Annotated in this window: 21 protein-coding genes; 7 read left to right on the plus strand and 14 right to left on the minus strand. The window is 57.3% G+C overall.

Going from position 1 to position 23,242, the window contains the following annotated elements; translation table 11 throughout:
* Nucleotides 1-125: 125 nt before the first annotated feature.
* The 4 genes from KGA89_RS29195 to KGA89_RS29210 form a co-directional block, all read right to left on the minus strand.
* On the minus strand, nucleotides 126-842 hold the full coding sequence (locus tag KGA89_RS29195) for an NADPH-dependent F420 reductase (RefSeq protein ID WP_176167048.1): 717 nt from the start codon (nucleotides 840-842) through the stop codon (nucleotides 126-128).
* Nucleotides 839-2,080, minus strand: a complete 1,242-nt coding sequence (locus tag KGA89_RS29200) for an NTP/NDP exchange transporter (RefSeq protein ID WP_223473158.1) — start codon at nucleotides 2,078-2,080, stop codon at nucleotides 839-841. Before KGA89_RS29200 ends, KGA89_RS29195 begins: the two co-directional genes overlap by 4 nt.
* 78 nt (nucleotides 2,081-2,158) lie before the next feature.
* The gene (locus KGA89_RS29205) at nucleotides 2,159-3,322 is read right to left on the minus strand and encodes an MBL fold metallo-hydrolase (protein WP_223473159.1); all 1,164 of its coding nucleotides are present in this window, start codon (nucleotides 3,320-3,322) and stop codon (nucleotides 2,159-2,161) included.
* Between the two features lie 22 nt (nucleotides 3,323-3,344).
* Nucleotides 3,345-4,235, minus strand: a complete 891-nt coding sequence (locus KGA89_RS29210; protein WP_223473160.1) for an SDR family NAD(P)-dependent oxidoreductase — start codon at nucleotides 4,233-4,235, stop codon at nucleotides 3,345-3,347.
* A gap of 188 nt (nucleotides 4,236-4,423) precedes the next feature.
* Here KGA89_RS29210 and KGA89_RS29215 point away from each other — a divergent pair, with 188 nt between their 5' ends.
* The 4 genes from KGA89_RS29215 to KGA89_RS29230 all read left to right on the plus strand — a co-directional run bounded on the left by KGA89_RS29215 (nucleotide 4,424) and on the right by KGA89_RS29230 (nucleotide 8,063).
* Nucleotides 4,424-5,311 (plus strand): LysR family transcriptional regulator, encoded by an 888-nt coding sequence (locus tag KGA89_RS29215; RefSeq protein ID WP_223473161.1) that lies wholly within the window; start codon nucleotides 4,424-4,426, stop codon nucleotides 5,309-5,311.
* A gap of 160 nt (nucleotides 5,312-5,471) precedes the next feature.
* A complete protein-coding gene (locus KGA89_RS29220; protein WP_223473162.1) occupies nucleotides 5,472-5,825 on the plus strand; it encodes a cyclophilin-like fold protein in 354 nt (117 codons plus the stop codon).
* 102 nt (nucleotides 5,826-5,927) lie between these two features.
* Nucleotides 5,928-6,833 (plus strand): LysR family transcriptional regulator, encoded by a 906-nt coding sequence (locus KGA89_RS29225; RefSeq protein ID WP_223473163.1) that lies wholly within the window; start codon nucleotides 5,928-5,930, stop codon nucleotides 6,831-6,833.
* A gap of 51 nt (nucleotides 6,834-6,884) precedes the next feature.
* Nucleotides 6,885-8,063 (plus strand): XdhC family protein, encoded by a 1,179-nt coding sequence (locus KGA89_RS29230; protein WP_223473164.1) that lies wholly within the window; start codon nucleotides 6,885-6,887, stop codon nucleotides 8,061-8,063.
* A gap of 288 nt (nucleotides 8,064-8,351) precedes the next feature.
* Here the strand turns inward: KGA89_RS29230 and KGA89_RS29235 are convergent, their stop codons facing one another.
* Entirely contained in the window at nucleotides 8,352-8,507 is a 156-nt protein-coding gene (locus KGA89_RS29235; protein WP_158249662.1) for a hypothetical protein, read from the minus strand.
* On the opposite strand from KGA89_RS29235, the gene KGA89_RS29240 reads away from it, so the two are divergent.
* The 3 genes from KGA89_RS29240 to adeC are packed head-to-tail and all read left to right on the plus strand — an operon-like array spanning nucleotide 8,497 to nucleotide 14,225.
* Complete coding sequence (locus KGA89_RS29240) at nucleotides 8,497-9,645, plus strand: efflux RND transporter periplasmic adaptor subunit (protein ID WP_223473165.1); 1,149 nt, start codon at nucleotides 8,497-8,499, stop codon at nucleotides 9,643-9,645. The two genes, KGA89_RS29235 and KGA89_RS29240, sit on opposite strands and share 11 nt — an antisense overlap.
* Nucleotides 9,646-9,648: 3 nt before the next feature.
* Nucleotides 9,649-12,804, plus strand: a complete 3,156-nt coding sequence (locus KGA89_RS29245) for an efflux RND transporter permease subunit (protein WP_223473166.1) — start codon at nucleotides 9,649-9,651, stop codon at nucleotides 12,802-12,804.
* A complete protein-coding gene (adeC, locus tag KGA89_RS29250) occupies nucleotides 12,801-14,225 on the plus strand; it encodes an AdeC/AdeK/OprM family multidrug efflux complex outer membrane factor (RefSeq protein WP_223473167.1) in 1,425 nt (474 codons plus the stop codon). Before KGA89_RS29245 ends, adeC begins: the two co-directional genes overlap by 4 nt.
* 122 nt (nucleotides 14,226-14,347) lie before the next feature.
* On the opposite strand, the gene KGA89_RS29255 is transcribed toward adeC, so the two are convergent.
* The 9 genes from KGA89_RS29255 to tcuA form a co-directional block, all read right to left on the minus strand.
* The gene (locus KGA89_RS29255) at nucleotides 14,348-14,743 is read right to left on the minus strand and encodes a hypothetical protein (protein WP_079302511.1); all 396 of its coding nucleotides are present in this window, start codon (nucleotides 14,741-14,743) and stop codon (nucleotides 14,348-14,350) included.
* Nucleotides 14,744-15,137: 394 nt separating this feature from the next.
* Nucleotides 15,138-16,307: a pyrroloquinoline quinone biosynthesis protein PqqE gene (pqqE, locus tag KGA89_RS29260; RefSeq protein WP_223473168.1), complete on the minus strand. Its 1,170-nt coding sequence runs from the start codon at nucleotides 16,305-16,307 to the stop codon at nucleotides 15,138-15,140.
* Nucleotides 16,279-16,554: a pyrroloquinoline quinone biosynthesis peptide chaperone PqqD gene (gene pqqD, locus KGA89_RS29265; protein ID WP_223473169.1), complete on the minus strand. Its 276-nt coding sequence runs from the start codon at nucleotides 16,552-16,554 to the stop codon at nucleotides 16,279-16,281. The genes pqqE and pqqD overlap by 29 nt, the downstream gene beginning before the upstream one ends.
* Nucleotides 16,551-17,303 carry a pyrroloquinoline-quinone synthase PqqC gene (gene pqqC, locus KGA89_RS29270; RefSeq protein WP_223473170.1) on the minus strand — a complete coding sequence of 251 codons (753 nt, stop codon included), beginning with the start codon at nucleotides 17,301-17,303 and terminating at the stop codon, nucleotides 16,551-16,553. The genes pqqD and pqqC overlap by 4 nt, the downstream gene beginning before the upstream one ends.
* 11 nt (nucleotides 17,304-17,314) lie before the next feature.
* Nucleotides 17,315-18,229, minus strand: a complete 915-nt coding sequence (gene pqqB, locus KGA89_RS29275) for a pyrroloquinoline quinone biosynthesis protein PqqB (protein WP_013692803.1) — start codon at nucleotides 18,227-18,229, stop codon at nucleotides 17,315-17,317.
* A 72-nt stretch (nucleotides 18,230-18,301) separates the two neighbouring features.
* Nucleotides 18,302-18,376 (minus strand): pyrroloquinoline quinone precursor peptide PqqA, encoded by a 75-nt coding sequence (gene pqqA, locus KGA89_RS29280; RefSeq protein WP_020295432.1) that lies wholly within the window; start codon nucleotides 18,374-18,376, stop codon nucleotides 18,302-18,304.
* A 323-nt stretch (nucleotides 18,377-18,699) separates the two neighbouring features.
* Nucleotides 18,700-20,028: a carbohydrate porin gene (locus KGA89_RS29285; protein WP_223473171.1), complete on the minus strand. Its 1,329-nt coding sequence runs from the start codon at nucleotides 20,026-20,028 to the stop codon at nucleotides 18,700-18,702.
* A 326-nt stretch (nucleotides 20,029-20,354) separates the two neighbouring features.
* Nucleotides 20,355-21,512, minus strand: coding sequence for a tricarballylate utilization 4Fe-4S protein TcuB (gene tcuB / locus KGA89_RS29290; protein WP_013692805.1), 1,158 nt, complete (start codon nucleotides 21,510-21,512; stop codon nucleotides 20,355-20,357).
* Nucleotides 21,499-22,953, minus strand: coding sequence for an FAD-dependent tricarballylate dehydrogenase TcuA (gene tcuA / locus KGA89_RS29295; RefSeq protein WP_223473172.1), 1,455 nt, complete (start codon nucleotides 22,951-22,953; stop codon nucleotides 21,499-21,501). Before tcuA ends, tcuB begins: the two co-directional genes overlap by 14 nt.
* Nucleotides 22,954-23,242 lie beyond the last annotated feature (289 nt).

Here is a 23,242-nt window from a genome sequence, read left to right on the forward strand (position 1 = left end):
CAGCTTCCTCGCGATCACACTGCCCGACTCATGAGAGCCTGGCAGTTTGATCCACCGGCCGATTGTTGGGGTGGGAGCTAGCAGCAAGGTTTCTTGCTTATCTGCGCGGCCACCAGAACTCTGCACTACAGGCCGAGGAGGCGGCGCAGTTCCGGTGCGGTCAGATGGGCGCGGAAACCCGGCCTGCCCGGCTGGAACGAGGCGGAGGCAGCCAGGTTGCCCACGACGACTGGGTCGCAACCAGCATCGCGTACCAGGTCGGCGGCGACCCGCAAGGCCTCGGCGTCATCTCCTGCGACGGGCATGCCAATGCGCCCGCCCGCTCGTGAGGCAGACATTGCCACCACGGTGGCATCGACGGCACTGAATGCGCGCACCAGTCGCGCGCCGATCATGTACTTCGCGACGGTTTCAGCAACGCCCAGGTTGTGCGCTTCGCGGTATACATCGCTGCTGCTTGTGCCCCAAGGATTGGTGGAGTCCAGAACGATCTTGCCGCGGTAGGCACTGTGCAGGTCTCGCCCGACCTGGGGCAGCGCTTCAAACGGAATAGCCAACAGAAGCACGGTGCCGAATTCCGCTGCCGCCATCGGCAGGCCGACCGAAGCGCGTGGCCCTAACGCCTCAACCATGTCTTGCAATTGCTCTGGATGGCGGGAAGAGAACATGACCTCATGTCCAGCCTCGACCCACAGCCGACCTACCGTGCCGCCCAGCGATCCGCTACCGATCACGCCGATGCGTGTTGGCGCGACCGCAAAGGCGCGACTCGCGGGGATGAGCCAAGGCAGAGCGGCCAATACGCCAAGGGATTTCACTATGGAGCGGCGGGTAGACTTCATGTCCTGTCCTCAATCAATGATGGTGAGACCGTAGCATCGCGCTGTTCCTGCTTCAGGTGGGTTCGTCCCAACCAGACACTCAAGCCCAGCCAGATAGCTGAGAGGGGGACCGAGATCATGGGAATCTGCGCCAGGGTCAGGCCAAGGCCCATCAGGCTTGCGTATCCCCAACTGGCGATTTGGTCACCGCCACGATAAACGACCGTGTCGATGAAGTTTTTGGCTTTGTAGCGATCTTCACGTGTGCTGGAGGTAAACAGGATTTCCCTGGCGGGTCTGGCCAGTGCGAAGTTCGCTACCCGGCGGGCGACCTGCGCGGCCACGATGACTGCGACGCTAGGGCTGGCGGCCAAGGCAGCGAAGCCGAACAGGCTGACCAGCGGCAGGACACACAGCGTTGCCACGATGCCCGCGGTGGCGATCATCCTGCCGGTGATGAACAGCTGGAATAGCAGTGTGATCGCATTGACGATCAGGTCGATATTGGCAAAGAACGCCGTGCGGGCGGCACGATCAGGGAACGAGGACTCGGCGATGCTGGCCTGCTGAAAATACAAGAAAGTCGACGTGACCGAGTACAGCAGAATGAATAGTGCCAACCCGACCAAGTAGGGCGAACGCAACGTGTGGACCATGCCGGTAAAGATGCCGCCACCCAAGGGCTGGTCCGGGTTTTCCTTGAGCGTAGTGTGGCTGAACATCGGAGCAAGGCGAGATAAACGGCGTGATGCAAGTACCGCCACTTCCAGAAACAGGATGGCAATCACCATCAGCCAGGAGCGGTCCAACTGTTGGATCAGGCTGGAAGTGATAGCCGAGCCCAAGAGGCCGCCAATCGTTGCTCCTGCCGCGAGTAGCCCGAACAGCCGTTTGCCCTGCTCGCTGTCGAAGATATCCACCATGAAGGACCAGAACACCGAGACGACGAACAGGTTAAAGACCGAGACCCAGATGAAAAAGGCACGTCCCAGCCACACCTGCCACTGTGGATCGGCGAGATGCAGCAGCAGTGCAAACAACATCAGGTTGGCAGCGAAGAAGCGATAGGCCACGACGATGAACTGCTTGCGTGGCAGTTTGCGCACGGCCAGCGCGAACAGCGGGCTGGCTACCAGCATCGCCAACAACGTACCAGTGAATAGCCAGGGCAAGTTCTGGACCCCGCCGGCCACACCGAGTTCGTCGCGGATCGGTCGCAACAGGTAATACGCCAGAAATAGCGCGATGACGTAGAGCATCGACCACGGGACTGCGGGTGCTTCTTCGGGGCGCACCTTGGCCTGGCGCTGCAACAGCGATAAGGGAGATTGCACGACTTACTCCTCCCTGGCTCCAGCCGCGAGCTGAGGCGGAGTCTTCGCTGCGTCGTCTTCCCACCATGCCGTGAACGACTGCGCACGGCCGTCAAGGTAGACCGTGCGGCCGATTTCGGGCGTCCACAGCGCGAAGGTTTGCCCCTGACTGGCGACTTGCATGCGCTTGAACGGATCATCCCAATCGTGAGGGGCGATGGAGAAGCGGCCCACATGCGTCTGCATCAGCACTCGGGCGCGCAGGTCCTTGGCTGCCTGCGCGGCCTGTTCCGGATTCATGTGGACGTTCGCCCAGCGCGGATCGTACTGACCGGCATCAATGGCGACATAGTCGAACGGACCCAGCCGCTGGCCGATCTCGGCAAAGTGCGGGCCATAACCCGAGTCGCCACTGAAAAACAACCGCTGCTCAGGAGATACAAGTGCAAAGCCGACCCACAGCGACTGATCGCGGGTAAAGGTGCGTCCAGAGTAGTGTCGAGCTGTGGTGACGTGGACTCTGACGTTCGGTGTCAGCGCGATGACTTCGTTCCAGTCGGCTTCACGTACGACTCCCATGTCGTAGCCCCAGCGCTCGAAATGCGTGCCTACACCCAACCCCACGATAACCTTTCTGACTTTGGGCTGAAGCGCCTGAACGGTTGGATAGTCCAAGTGATCGTAATGATCGTGGCTGATCAACAAAGCGTCGATCTCGGGTATGTCATCGGCCGTGTAGAGACTGGTGCCCTCGAATGCCTTGTTCACTCCGGGGATCGGCGCGGCGTAAGTGCTGAACACCGGATCGATCAGGATGCGTTGTCCGCCCAGTTGCACGAAGTAGGAGGAATGGCCCAGCCAAACGACTATATCCTGTGTAGGGTCGAGTGCTTTGAGGTCGGTCTTGACGGCGGGAATCGGGCTTGGCGGTCGAGGCTGCCCCTCTTGCCCGAAAAGGGTCTGCATCCACATCGATATCTCGGATTGGTCCGTGGTCTTCATGGGCGTGTCGATCTGGTTGCGGAACACTCCGTCGGCATGATTGGGCGAATGTTCGATGCGCGTCAGCCGCTCGCCGCTGGGCAGCTCGCCGAAGACCGGCTGCTGTAAATAGGCGAAGGCGCCAACGATGCCTAGCAGAGCGATACCAACAACGGCCATGAGAAGACGACCCCAGATTAATTTCATGCAGTAGTTACCGTGGAGGTGGTCACGACAGGTTCGTGCCACTGGCGTGCGTGAGTTCAGCCAGCAGCAAGTCTTGGAATCGGGAGTCTTGGACCGCGGAATGCGGCTGTTCGCGCCGCTGATGGTGCCAATAGCCGCCGCTGGTGAGTGCCTCAGGGTCATTGCTGGTGGCAAGCCATTCCTGGGTCAGGTGTCCGAGGCGCAGGTCGTCAGGTGCGTTGCGACCTCCCATCTTCGTTGGGACCCAGCCCGGATCGACCGCATTACTGAGGACGTCGGGGTACAACCGCGCAACGGCTGCTGCGAGTGCGGTTACAAAGAGTTTGCTGTCCGAATAGCTGCCTGTGGGGGTGCTGCCCGACCAGTCCAATCCCGTCAGGCTGGCTCGTCCCCCCCTATGCATGCTGCTGCTCAGGTAGATCAGACGCTTGGGGCGCTGAATCAGGGCCGTGAGCATATAGGGGGCGACGACGTTGACGACTAGCAGTTGCGCCCCGCTGAGGATGCCAGCGTTGTGAACAATGGCATCCATCGCGCCGATGGCATTGACCTGACGGGCAAGGTCGCGAACCTGTTCAAGATCGCCCAAGTCGCCGACTGTCGCGATGGCGCCCTGGTCCACCAGTTCTTGCACGGCAGACAACCGGGCAGGGGAGCGCACATGCACGACAACCTCGTGGCCTTGGGCAAGGAGGGTCTTGGCGGTGGCATGGCCCAGTCCATCGGCCGAGCCGGTAATGAATACGCGGGCTTTGCCGCTTGCATTGTTGTCCCGTTGTGCGTTGGACGTGGGAGCCTCCCTTCGGGAATTGGTTGGGGTCTCTGCCCAGGATGCCGTTGCTTCCAGAAGTGAGCCTGCGATCAACGCCGAACCCAGTCCGGCGCCTCTGATGAGAAAGTCTCTACGATCCATGCACGTCCCCTCGGGTCACTTCGCGCCTCTCGTCCCAAGCGCCATGGCGATCGCTCGCGCTGAATACAACGAAGGGTTGGTTAAAAAGAGGTTGTTAATGTAACCGGCCCCCTTCGGCGCCACTAGCTAATCAGTCCTTAAAGGGGCTATAAGGCCTGCTAATTAATGATTTATGAGAGACTTGGGCGATGGTCAGACGTAACCTCAATGATCTCTTATCGTTCGTAACGATTGCCCGTGAAGGCAGCTTCACGCGGGCAGCTTCCGTACTGGGCGTGACTCAATCTGCCCTCAGCCAGGCAATGAGCGGGTTAGAGGCCAGGCTGGAGATTCGCTTGCTTACACGAACCACCCGTAGCGTATCGCCTACGGCAGCGGGCGAGCGTTTACTAAAAGCCATTGGTCATCGCTTTGACGAAATCGAGGCAGAACTCGACGAACTGACCGAGATGCGCGATAAACCCGCCGGCACCGTGCGCATCACCTGTGGTGAGCACATTCTTCGAGCACATTTGCTTCCCAAGCTCACGCCGCTTTTGCTCGATTATCCGGATATCAAGATAGAGTTCGATATCAATTATGGTTTTCGAGACATCGTCGCCGACCGTTTCGATGCAGGCGTGCGTATGGGCGATACCATCGACAAGGATATGGTTGCGGTACCCATCGGTCCTCAACTGCGCATGGCCGCTGCGGCTTCCCCGACGTATTTCGAAAGGCATCCAACACCCAAAAATCCACGAGACCTGCTAAAGCACAGTTGTATCAATCAGCGTATGCAAACAGCAGGGGGGCTGTACGTTTGGGAGTTTGAGCGTCGTGGCCAACCGTTGAATGTACGGGTGGATGGCCAGCTCGTGTTCAACACCTCTCCCAGCATGGTGGATGCAGCCTTGGCCGGCCTGGGCATCGCCTATCTTCCTGAAGAAGAATTCGCACCGCATCTGGAAAGTGGCCGCCTGGTTCGTGTGCTGGAAGATTGGTGTGCTCCCTTCCCCGGGTACCATTTGTATTACCCAAGTCGCAGGCAGCCGTCGCGGGCCTTCACGCTGGTTATGAATGCACTGCGTGTGTAACGACGATTGATAAATCTCATTCATGACTTCAATCGCTGCGAGGTATTTCAGTTTTTCTGTCAGCTGATACCTTCTGGCGGGAAAGCATTTTTGCTACCAGATCAATTCGTGGCGGGGGTAGGGCGTGCCCTGCACCCCATCGGAGCAAAGTGGAGCAACTATGAAAATACGCATCAATGTTTCAGGCGGTCCGGTTATGGCAACGCTCGACAACAACGATTCCTCCATAGATCTCGTTAAACAGCTGCCGATGAAACTGACGCTGGAAGACTACGCCTCGACCGAGAAGATCAGCGTACTGCCCGAGCCATTATCGACACAGGGCGCGCCTGCTGGGTTCACGCCTTCGGCGGGTGACATTGCCTTTTATGCGCCATGGGGAAATCTCGCCATTTTTCATAAAGGCTTCAAGTATTCGAGCGGCCTTATCAAACTCGGCAGGATTGATTCCGGCCTGGAAGTACTCGCGCGTCCTGGGGCCCTTGAAGCAACGATCACCTTGGTCGACGAGTGATCCCCCAAAACAGTCAAAACCACGCCGGCAAAAATTGTCTGTAGCACAGAGGGCGAGTGAAGTCCTTTCGTTCATACGTTTCACACCCATGGCAGAGAACTCATGCAGCTGACTCGTGCCAACTTTGGCGATTTTATCTACTTTTTAGCTGTCGCCCGCCATTCCAGCTTCAGTCGTGCGGGTGTTGAAGTAGGGATAAGTGCATCTGCGCTGAGCCATGCGATCAAGGGGCTGGAGGCGAGATTGGGGGTTCGTTTGCTCAATCGCACGACCCGCAGCGTCACCCTGACGGCAGCCGGTGAGGAACTGCTGGCATTGATAAGCGAACCTGTCGACAAAATCGACCAGGCCATCGAGCTGTTGAATAAGTTCCGTGATGAGCCCACGGGTCGTATACGGCTGAATGTTTTCAGTGACGCGGCGCTCCTTTTGTTGGCACCCGTTTTATCGACATTTGCTCATCGTTATCCCGATATCGAAGTGGAAGTCTCAACCACCAACAGTATGGTGGACATTGTTGAAGGAGGCTTCGACGCTGGGATCAGGTATGGCGCTACCGTACCTGAAGGCATGATTGCCCAAAGCCTTTCCCCCTCTGTTCGATGGGTCGTGGTAGGGACCCCCGATTACCTCGACCGATGTGGTATGCCGCTGCACCCAGAGGATTTGAAACAGCACAGTTGTTTAAGGTTTCGGCTAGGCAACGGCCGGATGTACAACTGGGAGTTTGAGAAGGAGGGTGAAAAATTAGAGATCCCAGTGTCCGGTAATGTCGTGCTGGATGAGACACGGATGATGCTCGCCATGGTCGCCCAGGGCGCCGGGCTGACTTATTGTGCCGAACCCATTGTCGCGCCGCTTATAGCAGAAGGAACGTTACAAGTGGTTTTGGAGGATTGGGTCAGTGTCGGTCCAGGCTTCCATATCTATTACTCAAGCTACCGGCAGGTGCCGATCACGCTACGTTTGCTGATCGACTTGATCAGAGAGTTGCGCCCGCTTGGATAGTTGGCGATCGACAGCGACTTCGCCGGATTCGCTTTGGGAGAGAGATCTGATATGTCCAGTTTGAACGCATTGCTCGATGCCATCCACGCCGAACAGAACGAGGGTCGAGAGTCTGTACTCGCCACCGTTGTGAAGGTCGAGGGTTCGGCGTATCGCCGTCCGGGGGCGCGCATGCTCGTTTCACAATATGGACGTCCGGAGGGCACCATCAGTGGTGGCTGTCTGGAGGCTGATGTGGTGCGAAAGGCCTGGTGGCTAAGTGAGTCGGGCCCGGTGATTCGTAGCTACAGCACGGCCGAGGCCACAGACGAAGAGGGCGGTGAAGAGTCCCTTGGTTTCGGGCTGGGCTGCAACGGCAAGGTGTATGTGTTGTTTGAGCGAATACCCGCTACAAAGCAATGCGCTGTGCTTGATGCGTTACGCAAAGTAAGAAACAACCAGAGACCCGTGGCGATCGCAACGGTAATAGCGAGCTCTCGCAATAGCCGTGCAGATGTTGGAGACCGTGTGTTCCTGGAATCTGGCGCGGCGCCCTTCGGAGGGCTCTACCATCCTGCACTGAACGAGCGAATTACCGCTGATCTGCGTCTCACATTGGACCAGCAAAAATCTACGCGGCAACGCTATACCGAAGGCTATGCAGAGGTAGAGGTTTTTCTGGAATACGTCGCGCCACCACCGCGTCTGATGATTTTTGGGGCGGGCCATGATGCGCAGCCGTTGGTACGGATCGCAAAAATCCTGGGGTGGCATGTCACCGTTGTTGACAGTCGCCCACATTTCGCCCGTCCGGAACGTTTTCCCGAAGCGGATCGGGTGTTGAGCGCCGATATAGGCGGGCCTTTCGAATTTCGAAAGTTCGTGGAGGGGGCGTGTGTGGCGGTAATGTCCCATAGCCTGAGCCAGGATGCGCATTGGTTGAAAGGCGCGTTGCAAGGTAATCCCCGTTATATCGGTCAGCTCGGGCCGCCTGATCGGACCGAGCGTCTGCTAGATGAAATAACGCGACAGACAAACAGCCTGCCTGCGCTGGACCGATTGCACTATCCAATGGGTTTGGATTTGGGTGGGGACACCCCGGAAAGTGTGGCGATGGCGGTGCTTGGGGAGATGCAGGCCGTCCTGAATGGGCGAGCGGGTGGAAGTCTGAAGTTGCGGACGTCAACGATCCACGAAACTTGTCAGCTTGAACCCAGATTTTCCCGTGAGTTATCCATGGCAGAGTCGTAGAAGACTTGAGTTGGAAGCTCCTGCAGGATATGAGCCTCGCCGATGCGCTGCACGCATTAGAGGCCAAAGCTGATCAAAACTCACTAATCGAAATGCTGTCCTGCGTTAATCGCTGGATATAGAGCGTTGCGAGTAATCTGCAAAATTCTGAAACCATTTTATTGCTGAATATCACTCATTGGTGATTTCAGTAAAGTCGGGCTAATCCTCAGGCCCCTCGATTGTTAGCATGCCTACATAACAATCCAATGCGCAGCGCATTGGCTCGTCGGGTTTTATTTGACCCGGTCAATAAGCTTGATCTTCGCACCGCGCCTCTTGCGCGTACTTGCCGAACTCTTTCTCCCCATTGCCGTCAGCCGCTGTTTCAGCCTGTGCTGCGGCAGTTTGCAAACTCATGCGCGCATTTTTCAGCGCGATGTTCGAGGACTTTATGCCATTCAAGCCTATCTTTCCTGCCTTGGTGACCGCCATTGCTTTTGCCACGATGCTCAGTGGATGCAACAAGGAGCAGGCTGCTGCTACCCCGGCGCAAGCCCCTCAAGTCAGTGTGGTGACCCTGAAACCTCAGGCGGTGACCTTGTTCAACGACCTGCCCGGGCGTACCAGTGCCTACCGCCTTGCTGAGGTTCGGCCGCAGGTGGATGGCATCGTCCTGAAACGCTTGTTCAAGGAAGGCGCAGATATCAAGGCTGGTCAGCAGCTTTATCAGATCGATCCATCAACTTACGAGGTGACGCTCGCCAGTGCGCAGGCCAGTTTGGAGCAATCTCGCTCGCTGACCACCCGGTATCGCCAACTGATCGATGAGCAGGCGGTGAGCAAGCAGGAGTATGACACTGCTCGATCTCAGCAGATGCAGGCAGAGGCACAAGTCAAGGGCGCCCAGATCAATCTGAGATATACCAAAATGTTCGCGCCCATCAGCGGGCGAATTGGACGTTCGGCTGTGACCGAGGGTGCGCTAGTTTCTAATGGCCAAGCAGCGCCCCTTGCGATTATCCAGCAACTCGACCCCATTTATGTCGATGTCACTCAGCCTTATGGCGAGGTGCTCAAACTGCGTCGGGCTCTTGAAAGCGGGCAGTTGCAGAAAACTGCTGACAGGGCTGCGAAAGTCAGCCTGACACTTCAGGACGGTAGCCAGTATCCGCTGCAGGGTTCGCTGGAATTTTCAGAAGTCTCGGTCGACGAAGCAACCGGTTCGGTCACCCTGCGCGCCGTGTTCCCCAACCCCGATCACTTGCTGCTGCCCGGGATTTTTGTGCATGCGCGGTTGCAGGAGGGAGTCGCCGAGCAGGCCATTCTTGCTCCACAGATTGGTGTGACCCGGGATCTCAAGGGCACCCCGACCGCCATGGTCGTTACCGCCGATAACAAAGTCGAGCAACGCCAGCTCAAGGTTGGCCGCACCGTCGGTGCGAATGTGCTGGTGGAAAGCGGTTTGAGCGCCGGAGACAAAGTCATCGTCGAAGGGCTTCAGTTCATTAAGCCGGGGAGCTCCGTGGTCGCTCAGGAAGCGATGACAGATGAGGCGAACAGAGCCCCTGTAGCGGTAAACACCAGCGCTAAGTCGGAGTAGATGATGTCGAAGTATTTTATTGATAGACCGATCTTCGCGTGGGTGCTTGCGCTGATCATCATGCTCGTTGGGGCATTGTCGATCCTCAATTTGCCGATCAATCAATATCCTGACATCGCACCACCCGCTGTCGCGATTCAGGTTTCTTACCCCGGTGCTTCCGCGCAGACAGTGCAAGATACCGTTGTGCAAGTAATCGAGCAGCAGATGAACGGCATCGACAATCTGCGCTACATCTCTTCGGAGAGTAATGCCGATGGCAGCATGCGAATCATCGTGACCTTCAACCAGGGTACCAACCCGGATATTGCCCAGGTTCAGGTGCAGAACAAGCTGAACCTGGCCACGCCACTGTTGCCGCGTGAAGTGCAGCAGCAAGGCCTTCGCGTCACAAAATTCCAACAGAATTTCATGATGTTCATCGGTCTGGTTTCCACCGATGGAAAACACACCAAGGAGGATCTATCCAACTACATCGTCTCAAACATCCAGGACCCGATTTCGAGGACTTCAGGTGTCGGTGACTTTCAGATTTGGGGCACGCAATACGCCATGCGAGTCTGGCTGGACCCGGCCAAACTGAACCAGTTCCAGTTGACACCAGTCGACGTGACCGAGGCGATTGAGGCGCAGAACGTACAGGTAGCTTCGGGCACGATCGGTGGTCTTCCTGCGCGCAAAGGTACGGTGTTTACCGCAACTATCATCGGTAAGACGCGACTGCAGACCTCCGAGCAATTTGGTGACATTTTGCTTAAGGTCAATAGCGACGGCTCCCAGGTGCGCCTGAGTGATGTGGCTGATATCAGTTTGGGCGGTGAAAACTACAGCATCAACGCCCAAGCCAATGGCAAGCCTGCCTCGGGTATCGCCATCCGCTTGGCCACAGGCGCCAACGCCCTTGATACCGCCAAGGCGATTCGCGCCACGGTCGACCGACTGAAACCATTCTTCCCGGCCGGAATTGAAGCGGTGTACCCGTATGACACGACGCCGGTGGTCACCGAATCCATCAGCGGAGTGATGCATACACTGGGCGAGGCGGTGGTTCTGGTCTTTCTGGTCATGCTGCTGTTTTTGCAAAATCTGCGCGCCACCATCATTACGACTTTGACAGTGCCCGTTGTGTTGTTAGGTACCTTCGGCGTCCTTGCCGCGGCCGGCTTCTCTATCAATACCTTGACCATGTTCGGCATGATCCTGGCGATTGGATTACTCGTCGACGATGCGATTGTGGTGGTTGAAAACGTCGAACGGGTGATGGCGGAGGAGCACCTGTCACCCAGGGAGGCCACGCGCAAATCGATGGGGCAGATCCAGGGAGCGCTTGTGGGTATTGCCTTGGTGCTTTCGGCGGTGCTGTTGCCCATGGCTTTCTTTGGTGGCTCCACTGGCGTGATCTACCGGCAGTTCTCGATCACTATCGTATCGGCCATGGCGCTTTCGGTATTTGTTGCTTTGGTATTCACCCCGGCGCTTTGCGCCACGCTGCTCAAGCCAATCGATCCGACAAAGCACGGTCAGCCCAAGCGCGGTTTTTTTGGATGGTTCAACAGACGGTTCGATGCCTGCGTCAACGGATATGAGCAGGGCGTAGGCCAGATCATCCGGCATAGGGTGCCGGGCTTTATGGTTTACCTGGTAATCGTCGCCGGCACGATCTGGATGTTCGCCCGGATACCGACCTCGTTCCTGCCCGATGAAGATCAGGGTTTGATTTTCACGCAGGTGCAGACGCCGGCCAACAGCTCGGCTGAGAGCACGCAAAAAGTGCTTGATCGCATGACTCAATACCTGCTGGACAAAGAGCACGGAGAAGGTAAAGCCGTTGCTACAGTTTTCACCGTTAACGGCTTCAACTTTGCGGGCCGCGGGCAGAATTCAGGGATTGCGTTCGTCAACCTGAAGCCATGGGATGAACGAGACAGTGACAATACTGTGTTCAAAATTGCCCAGCGTGCCCAGCAAGAGTTCCTGAAGTACCGAGACGCCCTGGTATATGCGGTGGTTCCGCCATCGGTACTGGAGTTGGGTAACGCCACCGGCTTCGATTTCTACCTGCAGGACCAGGATAGCGTGGGCCATCAAAAACTCATGGAGGCACGCGGCAAGTTTCTTGAGCTGGCTGCCCAGAGCCCGGTCCTCGCTGGCGTTCGCCCAAACGGCTTGGCCGACGAGCCACAATACCACCTGACCATCGACGACGAGCGTGCGCGGGCGATGGGCATTTCTCTGGCCGATATCAACACCACGCTGTCAGTGGCATACGGCAGTAGTTATGTGAACGATTTCGTTGATCGCGGCCGAGTTAAGCGGGTTTACGTACAGGGTCAACCTGACTCGCGCAGCACCGCAGAGGATCTGAGTAAATGGTTCGTGCGTAACAACCAAGGTCAGATGGTCCCGTTCTCGGCATTTGCGAGTGCCGAGTGGATCTTCGGATCACCAAAACTGTCGCGCTACAACGGCGTTCCTGCCGAGCAAATTCTCGGGACTCCCGCCCCGGGTTACAGCTCTGGCCAGGCGATGGCGGAGGTCGAGCGAATTGCAGAACAACTGCCGCCCGGCGTAGGCATCTCTTTTACTGGGTTGTCCTATGAAGAGCGTCTTTCTGGTTCACAAGCGCCGGCTCTGTACGCGCTATCGATTCTCGTCGTGTTTCTATGTCTGGCGGCACTCTATGAAAGCTGGTCGATACCGATTGCGGTCATCTTGGTCGTGCCTCTTGGGGTCATCGGCGCGCTAATGGCCACGGCATTGCGGGGACTGTCGAACGACGTGTTCTTCCAAGTGGGTCTGTTGGTGACGGTGGGGTTGGCGGCGAAGAATGCGATCCTGATCGTCGAGTTTGCCAAGGAATTGAATGAAAAAGGTACACCGTTGCTGGAAGCAACGGTCGAGGCTTGTCGTATGCGTCTGCGTCCGATCGTGATGACGTCCTTGGCATTCATTCTCGGCGTGCTACCTCTGACCATTTCCAGCGGAGCCGGCTCTGGCAGTCAACACGCCATCGGCACGGGGGTGATCGGCGGCATGATAACGGCCACCGTTCTGGCGATTTTTTGGGTTCCCCTGTTCTTCGTTTCCGTTTCAACCTTGTTTAAAGGCAGCCGCAAGAAGCAGGACGAAACTGCTATGTGTGAGGAGGCAGGCCAATGACTCGCTCTTTAATCGGTCTCGCGATCAGCGCCGCTATTCTGAGTGGTTGCTCACTGATCCCGGAGTATCAGCGACCGCAGGCTCCAGTTGCTGCGCAGTATCCGCAGGGTCCTGCCTATCAGGCAACCAACGCTGCCGACCAGGCCGCTGTGGAGCAGGGGTGGCGCGAGTTTTTCCACGATCCGGCATTGCAGCGATTGATCCAGATCGCCTTGGTCAATAATCGTGACCTGAAGGTCGCGGCACTGAACGTTGAGGCGTACCGGGCGCAGTACCGAATCCAGAGAGCTGACCTGTTTCCGGCGATTGGCGCCAACGCCAGCGGAACACGACAGCGACTGCCGAGCGCTCAGGCGCAGTCCGGTCAGGCCAGTATTTCCAGCCAATATGACGTCAACCTGGGAATCAGTTCGTACGAGTTGGATCTGTTTGGTCGCATCGCCGGTCTAAGCCAGCAGGCTCTGGAAACTTATCTGTCTACCGCCCAGGCCCGACGCTCGACCCAGATCAGCATCGTTTCGAGCGTGGCCAATGCGTATCTCACCTGGCAAGCCGACCGTGAATTGCTCAAGCTCACCGAGAACACGCTGGACGCCTACGAGGAGAGCTTACGTCTGACCACCCGCAGTAATCAGGTGGGTGTGGCTTCGGCGCTTGATCTCGCACAGGCGCGTACTTCGGTGCAAGGTGCGCGGGCGAGCCTGGCAAACTACCGGCGCCGAGTGGCCGAAGATGAGAATGCGTTGGTGCTTCTTCTTGGCACAGGACTGCCCGCCGATTTGCCGGAGCCGCAGTCCTTGGATGGCGATCTGCTCGCCAACGTACCGGCCGGTCTGCCCAGTCATTTACTCACCCGTCGCCCCGATATCCTTGCCGCCGAGCATTCGCTATTGGCCGCTAACGCTAACATCGGCGCGGCGCGGGCGGCGTTTTTCCCTAGCATCAGCCTTACGGCAAATGCCGGCACCTCGAGCGCGAATCTGGATGGGTTATTCAAGAGCGGCTCAGGCAGTTGGGCGTTTACCCCTACCATCAGCTTGCCGATTTTCAACGCAGGCGCGTTACGCGCCAGCCTGAATTACTCGGAGATTCAGAAAGATATTGGCGTGGCCAACTACGAGAAAGCTATCCAGACCGCCTTCCAGGAAGTCTCCGACGGATTGACCGCACGTAAAACCTACGTCGATCAGTTGCAGGCACAGAATGACCTCGTCAACGCCAGCCAGGATTACTATCGGCTTGCCGAGCGTCGTTATCGAATCGGCGTGGACAGCAACCTGACCTTTTTGGACGCGCAGCGCTCGCTGTTTAGCAACCAACAAAGGCTGATCAACGATCGCCTTGCGCAGTTGCAGGCTGAAGTGAACTTGTATCGTGCACTGGGTGGCGGATGGGACGAGCGGGGCGTGCACAAACTCTGAGGACGACGACTAAACAAAAACGCCCGGCGATAGGCCGGGCGTTTTGTATTAGCAGTGAATGACACTATCATGATATTACGTGCTGAGTGGTGACGCCGCGCTGTCATTTACACGGCGGTTAATTACAAGCAGGGCATCTTGTCAGTTTGAGCCAAGGTATTACCTTTACTGTCCATAAGTTCAATTTTTACCTCTTTCCCCGCACTACTTTCCATCAGGGTGTAACGTTCATTCGGTAAAAAATTGTCATAGGACAGGGTGGCAACACAGCGGTGTTGGCTTTCCTGGTAGCCCTTGGTAACTACCCCAACTTCCATCGTGTGCGCCCCTGGCGATACTTTGAAATAAGTCAGGTTCTCTGCGCGTTGTGTATCCAGGCGTCTGGCCAGCATTTCATCACCGATCTGCTCGTGAAGGTTGACAATGGATTCGCCATCCTTAAGCGTCGGAAGTTCAGTCGCACAGCCAGCCAGGCCGGTGATTAAAATGATGGAAGCTGTTAGTTTTGCAAGGTTCATAAATGTCCTGAATTCTTTGGGGGTCCGAGAATAGCTATAAGCTTGTTCTGAACCGTTAAATAGGTAAGGTTTTAAATAAGCTGTTTCAGCCTAATAACGCATTGGCTTGGGAGCGTGCAGATGACGCAAGATGATCGAGGACGGCAAGGACTAAGATGCCTACTCGATATCTGGAATGATTTTGTTGTCGGTATGGGGATATTCTACAGGCTATTTTTTAATTGATTAGCCTGTGAGCTATTGATGCAGTGCTGAGCTTTACTCACCAATGATGCGCCATCTGCGACGCCGAGAACTTGAATCCCTCAGGTGTCGCACGTGGTATTTGCTGCGTGTCGGACGTTACCGTTCGAATCGATCGTCGATCAGTCAGTCATTTCTGTCGCTGAGACGATCAGCCCTTAACGATGAGGCGCGAGTTTCGTTCATTGCGAAAGGCCAATTGTTCGATGGTTTGCGTGGCGTGCTCGGCGTCTTCACGCGCCTTGAGAATCACCCCGTGATGTTCGGACTTGCTGCACACCGGGTCGGCGTTGCTGGCGTCGCCCGTGAGCATGAACGCCTGGCAGCGGCAGCCTCCGAAGTCCTTTTCTTTTTCATCGCAGGAGCGGCACGGTTCGCGCATCCAGTCATAACCGCGGAAGCGGTTGAAGCCGAACGAGTCGTACCAGATGTGCTGCATGCTGTGGTCGCGCACGTTGGGAAATTGCACCGGCAGCTGGCGGGCACCGTGACAGGGCAATGCCGTGCCGTCCGGCGTGACGGTGAGGAAAATGCTGCCCCAGCCGTTCATGCAGCCCTTGGGGCGTTCTTCGTAGTAGTCCGGCGTGACGAAGATCAGCTTGCACGGATTGCCTTGCGCTTCCAGCTTGGCGCGGTATTCGTTGGTGACACGCTCGGCGCGTACCAGTTGCTCCCGGGTGGGCAGCAGGCCGACGCGGTTGAGCTGCGCCCAGCCATAGAACTGGCACGTGGCGAGCTCGACGAAGTCGGCTTCCAGGGCGATGCACAGCTCGATGATGCGATCGATCTTGTCGATGTTGTGCCGATGGGTCACGAAGTTCAGCACCATCGGATAACCGTGGGCCTTTACCGCCCGGGCCATTTCCAGTTTTTGCGCGAAGGCTTTCTTCGAACCGGCCAGGAGGTTGTTCACCTGCTCGTCGCTGGCCTGGAAACTGATCTGGATATGGTCGAGGCCGGCCTTCTTGAAGTCGCTGATTTTCTGCTCGGTCAAGCCGATGCCGGAGGTGATCAGGTTGGTATAGAAACCCAGCCGGCGTGCCTCGTCGATCAACTCGGCCAGGTCCTGGCGCACCAACGGCTCGCCGCCGGAAAAGCCCAGCTGCGCGGCGCCCATCTCGCGGGCTTCGCGAAAGACCTTGAACCATTGCTCGGTGCTCAGCTCCTTGCCTTGCTCGGCAAAGTCCAGCGGGTTGGAGCAGTACGGGCATTGCAGCGGGCAACGATAGGTCAGCTCCGCCAGCAACCACAGCGGCAAGCCGACTTCAGGCTTGGGCGGCAGACCCGTGTTCTCAGGCAAGTTCGATCCAGTGCTGTGCACGGGCGACCTCCATGAATTGCTCGATGTCGTCGCCGAGTTCCGGCACGCCGGGAAACTGCTTCGCCAACTCACCGATGATGGCCGCGACATCCCGTTCACCGTCGATCAGGCCGCCGATCAAAGAAGCGCTGTCGTTCAGCTTGATCATGCCTTCAGGATAGAGCAGCACGTGGCCTTTCTGGGCCGGTTCGTACTGGAAGCGATAGCCGGGGCGCCAGCGCGGGGTTTTGCTGCGGTCGAAACTCATAAGGTGATCCCTTTGTGCCACACCCGTTTCCCGGTCACGCTGTGGTAGGGCGGGCGGTTCAATTCATAGGCCATGCTCATGGCGTCGAGCATGCTCCAGAGGATGTCCAGTTTAAACTGGAGAATCTCCAGCATGCGTTCCTGCCCTGCGCGGGTGGTGTAGTGCTGCAAGGTGATCGCCAGGCCATGTTCCACGTCACGTCGGGCCTGGCCCAGGCGGGTGCGGAAGTACTCATAGCCGGTCGGGTCGATCCATGGGTAGTGCTGGGGCCAACTGTCCAGGCGCGACTGGTGGATCTGCGGGGCGAACAGTTCGGTCAGCGAGCTGCTGGCGGCTTCCTGCCAGCAGGCCCGGCGGGCGAAGTTGACATAGGCATCCACGGCGAAACGCACCCCGGGCAGCACCAGCTCCTGGGAGCGCAGTTGATCGGGGTCCAGGCCCACCGCCTGGCCCAGCCGCAACCAGGCTTCGATGCCGCCGTCTTCGCCGGGAGCGCCGTCATGGTCGAGCAGGCGCTGAATCCACTCGCGGCGGATCTCCCGGTCCTGGCAGTTGGCCAGGATCGCGGCATCCTTGAGCGGGATATTCACCTGGTAGTAAAAACGGTTCGCGACCCAGCCCTGGATCTGCTCGCGAGTCGCGCGGCCTTCATACATCGCCACGTGATACGGGTGATGGATGTGGTAATACGCGCCCTTGGCGCGCAAGGCTGCTTCAAACTCTGCGGTGGTCAATGGTGTGTCAGTCATTTCGGGCGCTCCTACAGTTCGATACTCATGCCGTCGTAAGCGACTTCGACATTGCGTCGCACCAACTCGGCCCGCTCGGGGGAGTCTTCATCGAGGATTGGGTTGGTGTTGTTGATGTGGATCAGCACCTTGCGCTGCTGCTTCGGCAAATGCTCCAGCACTTCGAGCATGCCGCCCGGACCATTCTGGGCCAGGTGACCCATTTCCCGGCCAGTGCGGGTGCCGACGCCACGGCGTTGCATTTCATCGTCGTCCCACACCGTGCCGTCCACCAGCAGACAATCGCTGCCGGCCATGATCTCCAGCAACGACTCGTCGATCTTGCCCAGGCCCGGGGCATAGAACAGCTTGCCACCCGTGCTCAGGTCTTCGACGATCAACCCGATGTTGTCGCCCGGGTGCGGGTCGAAGCGATGCGGTGAATAGGGCGGTGCGGCGCTGCGTAATGGTAACGGGGTGAAGCGCAGGTTCGGGCAGGCCGGGATGGTGAAAAACTGGTCGAGTTCGATACGGTTCCAGCTCAGCCCGCCGTTCCAGTGGGTCAGCATGTTGAACAGCGGGAAACCGGTGCTCAGGTCTTCATGGACCATGTCGGTGCACCAGACCTGATGCGGGCAGCCTTCGCGCAGGCTGAGCAGGCCGGTGGTGTGGTCGATCTGGCTGTCCATCAGGATGATCGCGCCAATGCCGGTGTCGCGCAGGGCCCGGCCCGGCTGCATCGAGGCAAACGCCTGGAGCTGGGCGCGAATGTCCGGAGAGGCGTTGCACAGCACCCAGTTCACACCGTCATCGGACAGGGCGATGGACGATTGGGTGCGCGCCTGGGCCCGCAGGCTGCCGTCGCGAAAACCTGCGCAGTTGGCGCAGTTGCAGTTCCACTGGGGGAAACCGCCACCGGCGGCAGAACCTAGAATCTGGACGAACATGGTTGCTCCATCATTCTGGAACCGAAAATAAAACGCCTCGGCAGACCGAGGCGCTGTCCATCAGGTACAAACTTAACGGTTTGCGAAGTACATGGTGACTTCAAAACCGATACGCAGGTCGGTGTAAGCAGGTTTGGACCAAGACATGAAAGTACTCCTATCAAGTGATGAGACGTTTGTCAGGTACATATTTCTGAGTTTGGTTGGGATCATTTTGCAGCGTTCCAAGGCGCGCCCAACCCACGACGCCGTGTTTCGGTTGTCATACCTCGTCTTTTGCTGCCGTACGGTCGGATAATAGGACGGCTTCAGGAAACTGCTCCAAGTACGAGAACGAGTGACTCGACAATTTAGCAACCAGGGCAGCGAAGCACTTCGCGAACGATTGAACTCGATTCTGCAGGGCACAAAATGTCATTGTCGTGCTCTCCCATGTTTGTACGAAAATAAAGTGCATTGGGAGAACCCCCTTACAGGCTGGTCTCGAATTTCAAACCGGCCACCCACGCATCCCTGACCTCGCTGACTCCGCCAGGATTGCCTACAAATTGCAGGTTGGGGCGCACGGTCAGCCACTTGGTCACGCCAAAGCCATAGTAAATTTCCATGTTGGTTTCTGAGCTTTGTGTCGGTGTGTAGCGGGGGTCGTCATAATCGCTGACACCCGCCCGGTCATTCAGTTGCTGCTGATGATCTGTGAAGCGGTTATTCACATGGAGACTGGCGATGGCGATGCCGATTTCGTCATTCGGGCGAGATTTGAAGGGGGCCGTGTAGTAAGCGCCTACTTGCGCATAACGATCGATCATATTGGTGGCTTTGTCATGCACGGTGGCATAGGCAAACACCGTCAGCCCGCGAGCGGCGAAGTCCGGATCTTTCCAGACTTGTTGTTGCCCGGCAATCCATGCGCCGTATTTACTGTCGCGGGATTTGGCTATGCCGTTTTCTTCTGTGTTGACGTCATTTGCGTCACGGCTGCTGTAATACGCGCCTAGGCGATATTCCCCTGGCAGCCGTCCGGCTCCCAGCGATGTGGTATGGACCAGCTCGACAGGTACCAAGGTACCCTCATTGCCGCTGCCGCTGAGTTTGAAGCCGTTACCTATTTCCAGGTAGGACGGGTTCTGCTCGTACGCACCAATCTGCGCATAAGTGTTATCGCTCAACGCGACCTTTACGCGGCCCGCCCATTGGGTGATTGGCCAGTTATAAATGATATCGCCGGCCCAGTTACCCGGCTGCGCGCCGCAGAACGCCAAGTTCTGGAATTTGCAGGGAAAGCTGCCGAAGTCCTCGCCAAAATTCATGCGGCCCAGTTTGATATCCAGCCCGCCGTCAAAGAACTTCTGACGATACCAGAGTTGCGTAAGCCGCCAGGTCTGGCCGCGCCCGTATACCTCTTGAACCTGACTGATGCCGCCCACCCGAGGATCGGTGATGACATCATTGGTGAGATTGCGCCCGTTACGATCCGATATCGTGAATTGAAAATCAGCGCCTTCCCAACCGAGTATTTTCTCAAGGTCAAAATTGCTCATCAGTGCAAGTTGGTCGGTATACCGCGCCGTGGTGTGCGAGTCGTAGCCACCGGCCAGATTCGTCGCGGCGTCGCCCGTGTAGAGCACATTAAAGGTATAACCTTTTTCCAGCAATTCTGTGCGTAGGCCGCCCCAGTCTCCCAACATCCAAGGGGACTCAGGACTGAAGGCTTCTTGTGCATGACTGTTGGCCGCTCCGCAAAGCAGCAGCAATGCGACGGAAGTATTAAGCGTGTTGCAGTTCAAATGAGTGGTCATGATAATCTCTGCTTTTGTTTTTATTAGTCAGATAATCGAACACATCTTCAGGTTGATCTTCCGCCCGGAAGAGCATTAAAGAATGTCTGCAACGGGTTGATCCCAGCGAAGAGCGACTGGAGTCTGGGTTTGTAAAGACGTCGAGCTTGACGTGACACACGGTAAGTTGATGAGAAGACGGGACCTAACTCATGCCTCGTCTGTTCTTGCGAATCAGCTCGGTAATTTATTTGAGCATCGGTAATGCTCTCCTTGTGATTGCTATGAAGGTTGCTTTCAACTTAGCGGCGCCGATGATGCCGTCGGCACGCTCTTGAAAATACCGGTCATTCGCCGGCCGCACTGATCGGGTTGGGTTGGCGTTTTTCAATGGTGTATTTCAGCAACGCAGCGCTGCGGAATATGCCGTGGGCGAATTTGCTATAGGGCATGGTCAGGAAGAACGCCATGACCAGACCCAGGTGGATGGCCAGCAACAAGCCCAACGCACTGGTTTCGCGCCCGGCAAGCAATGCCAGGCCACTGGCGCTGACCAGGAACAGAAGCGCGATGAAGCCACGATCCATCGGTTTCTGATTCTCGTCCCCTTGCTGCGGGTTACGCCGCAGATTCATCCAGAGCAAACCTGCAGGGCCGATCAGCAGACCTACGCCACCGAAGATGCCGAGCAGCACTGGCAGGCTTAAAACCGGGTAGGGCGCCGACCAATCCAGCAAAAAATGATAAAGAGTGGCAACGCCTGTGGCTGCGAAGCACAGCATGAACCCATAGAAGGTGAGGTGGTGAAAGCGGCGGCGCCATAGGGTGAATGCGTCGTCGGCGTTGTTGCAGCCTTCTCCATGTCCGCCGTCCAGGTACTTGAGTTGTGCGACGTTGGCGCCGGCCTCCAGTGCTGCACTGGCTTTCAACGGCAGAGGTGCCTCGGCGGGTGAGATTTCGCGCCAGAATCGACGCACGCCGATGCCCAGGGCCAACACGGCAAAACCGAACACCGCGCTGAACATCAGTGCCAACGTGTTGTGTGGGAAAATCCCGTAGAAGTTACCGCCTGGCATGGCAACGAACAGGTTGCCCATGATCATCAAGGTAAGCGACAGGAACAGCGCCAACCCAGCGCCTGAAGCCAGCCCCAAGGTAAGGCCGTTGCGTTGGTACAATTTACCCAGTGGCTGCGGCCAGGCGTAATTGGTGTAGGTTTCCAGCCGTACCTTGGCCATGGCTTTGGGTACGTTGACTGCAAATTCGTGCGGGGCAGCGTATTGGCAGGCCGACAGGCACGCGCCGCAGTTGTGGCAAAGGTTCGCCAAGTAATGAATGTCGGCCTGGCCGAATTCCAGATGCCGGGTCATTGCGGGGAATACGGCACAGAAACCTTCGCAATAGCGGCAGGCATTGCAAATGGTCATCTGCCGTTCGACTTCGGTTTCCTGCAGGTTGAGGACCGGGATCAGTTGGCTGGATACCTGGGGATCAAACAGCTGCATGTTGAAGCTCCGAGTTCACAGGAGAAAGACCAAACCCCGCACAAAGCGCGGCCTGTACGCCGGCGATTCGTCCGAAGGCGGTACCGATGGCCATGCCAATACCCGCGGTATAACCCTTGCCCAGTACGTTGCCAGCCATCATTTCTCCGGCGACAAACAGGTTCGGGCTGGCCTTGCCATCAAAGTGCACGGCTGCCGTTTCGTCGGTCGCCAAGCCGAGATAGGTAAAGGTGACACCTGGCTTGAGGGGGTAGGCGTAGTAGGGTGGTTTGGTGAGCGGCCTTGCCCAGTGCGTCTTGGCGGGAGTAAGTCCTTCGGTATGGCAGTCATCGAGCGTGGTGTGGTCGAACGTGCCGACATGGCAAGCGTTGTTGTAGTCTTCGATGGTTTTAACGAACTGCGTTTGCGGCAAGTTCAACAGGCGAGCAAGTTCTGGCAACGTCCGGGCTGTGGTTCCAGGGAACACCGGCGGCATGAAGCGGCCAAGCGCCTGTTGGTCGATAATCGAGTAGGCCTGCTGGTTGGGTTGTCCCGCAACCAGACGGCCCCAAATCGCATAACGCTTGGGCCAGAAATCCTCACCCTCATCGTAAAACCGTTCGCCATCGCGGTTGACAACCACGCCCAGGGACACGCAGTCGATGCGGGTACAGATACCGCCGTCGTAAAGCGGAGCCCGGGCGTCGATGGCAACCATATGTGCCTGGGTCGGGTCGCCGACTGCATCGGCGCCAAGATCGAGCATCCGTCGCAACAACACACCGGTATTGAAGCGGGTGCCGCGAATAAGGAAATTGTCCGATGGCCATTCACCGCGCTCGTTTTGCCCCCAAGCCTCCCGTAACCATTCGCGATTGGATTCAAACCCGCCAGCCGCCAGGACGCAGGCGCGTGCTTCGATACGCTCCGCTGGCAATCGTTGTCCATCTACCTCGCGTTCGGCCAGATGAGCTGCGACGAAAGCACCGTTTTCCAGTTCTATGTCAGTGACCTGAGCGTCATAACGGATCTTCACGCCCAGGCGTTCGGCGCTGCGAAAGTAGGCATTGACCAGTGCCTTTCCGCCGCCCATGAAAAACGCGTTGGTGCGAGCCACATGAAGAGCACCCGACAAGGGCGGCTGAAAGTGCACGCCATGTGAACGCATCCAATCACGGCAAGATGACGAGGCACGAATGGCGATGCGCGCCAGTTTCTCGTTGGTAAGGCCACCGGTGACTTTAAGCAGATCCTGCCAATATTCTTCTTCGGGATAGGCATCGACCAGCACATCCTGAGGCGCATCGTGCATGCAGCGCAGGTTGCGCGTGTGCTGCGAATTTCCGCCGCGCCATACTTTCGGCGAGCCTTCCAGCAGCGTTACGCTGGCGCCTGCCTCTCGTGCCATCAATGCGGCACATAACGCAGCGTTGCCGCCACCTATCACCAGAACGTCGACCATCGTATCTCCTCGATTCACTGGCAGGGCGAAGTGACTGCCGCCAGTGGATTAACCATAGGGATGGGCTCATCGCGGCGAAAGGCGGATTTAGAGGTGAGGGCTTCAGTTTTAGTGAAGGGTGATGTTTCTGTGCAGAGGGGTATGTGGCAGGAATTACCACGCTCCCAGAAATACAAAGCGCCCGATGCAAGTGCATCGGGCGCTTTGATATTGAAATGGATATAGCCCATTTCAGAGACAGGCAGATTTGCCCAATCCAAGACTTTGGAGACAGGTCACGATGGACTGA

Source organism: Pseudomonas sp. A-RE-22 (genome assembly GCF_019956035.1).
Taxonomy (GTDB): domain Bacteria; phylum Pseudomonadota; class Gammaproteobacteria; order Pseudomonadales; family Pseudomonadaceae; genus Aquipseudomonas; species Aquipseudomonas brassicacearum.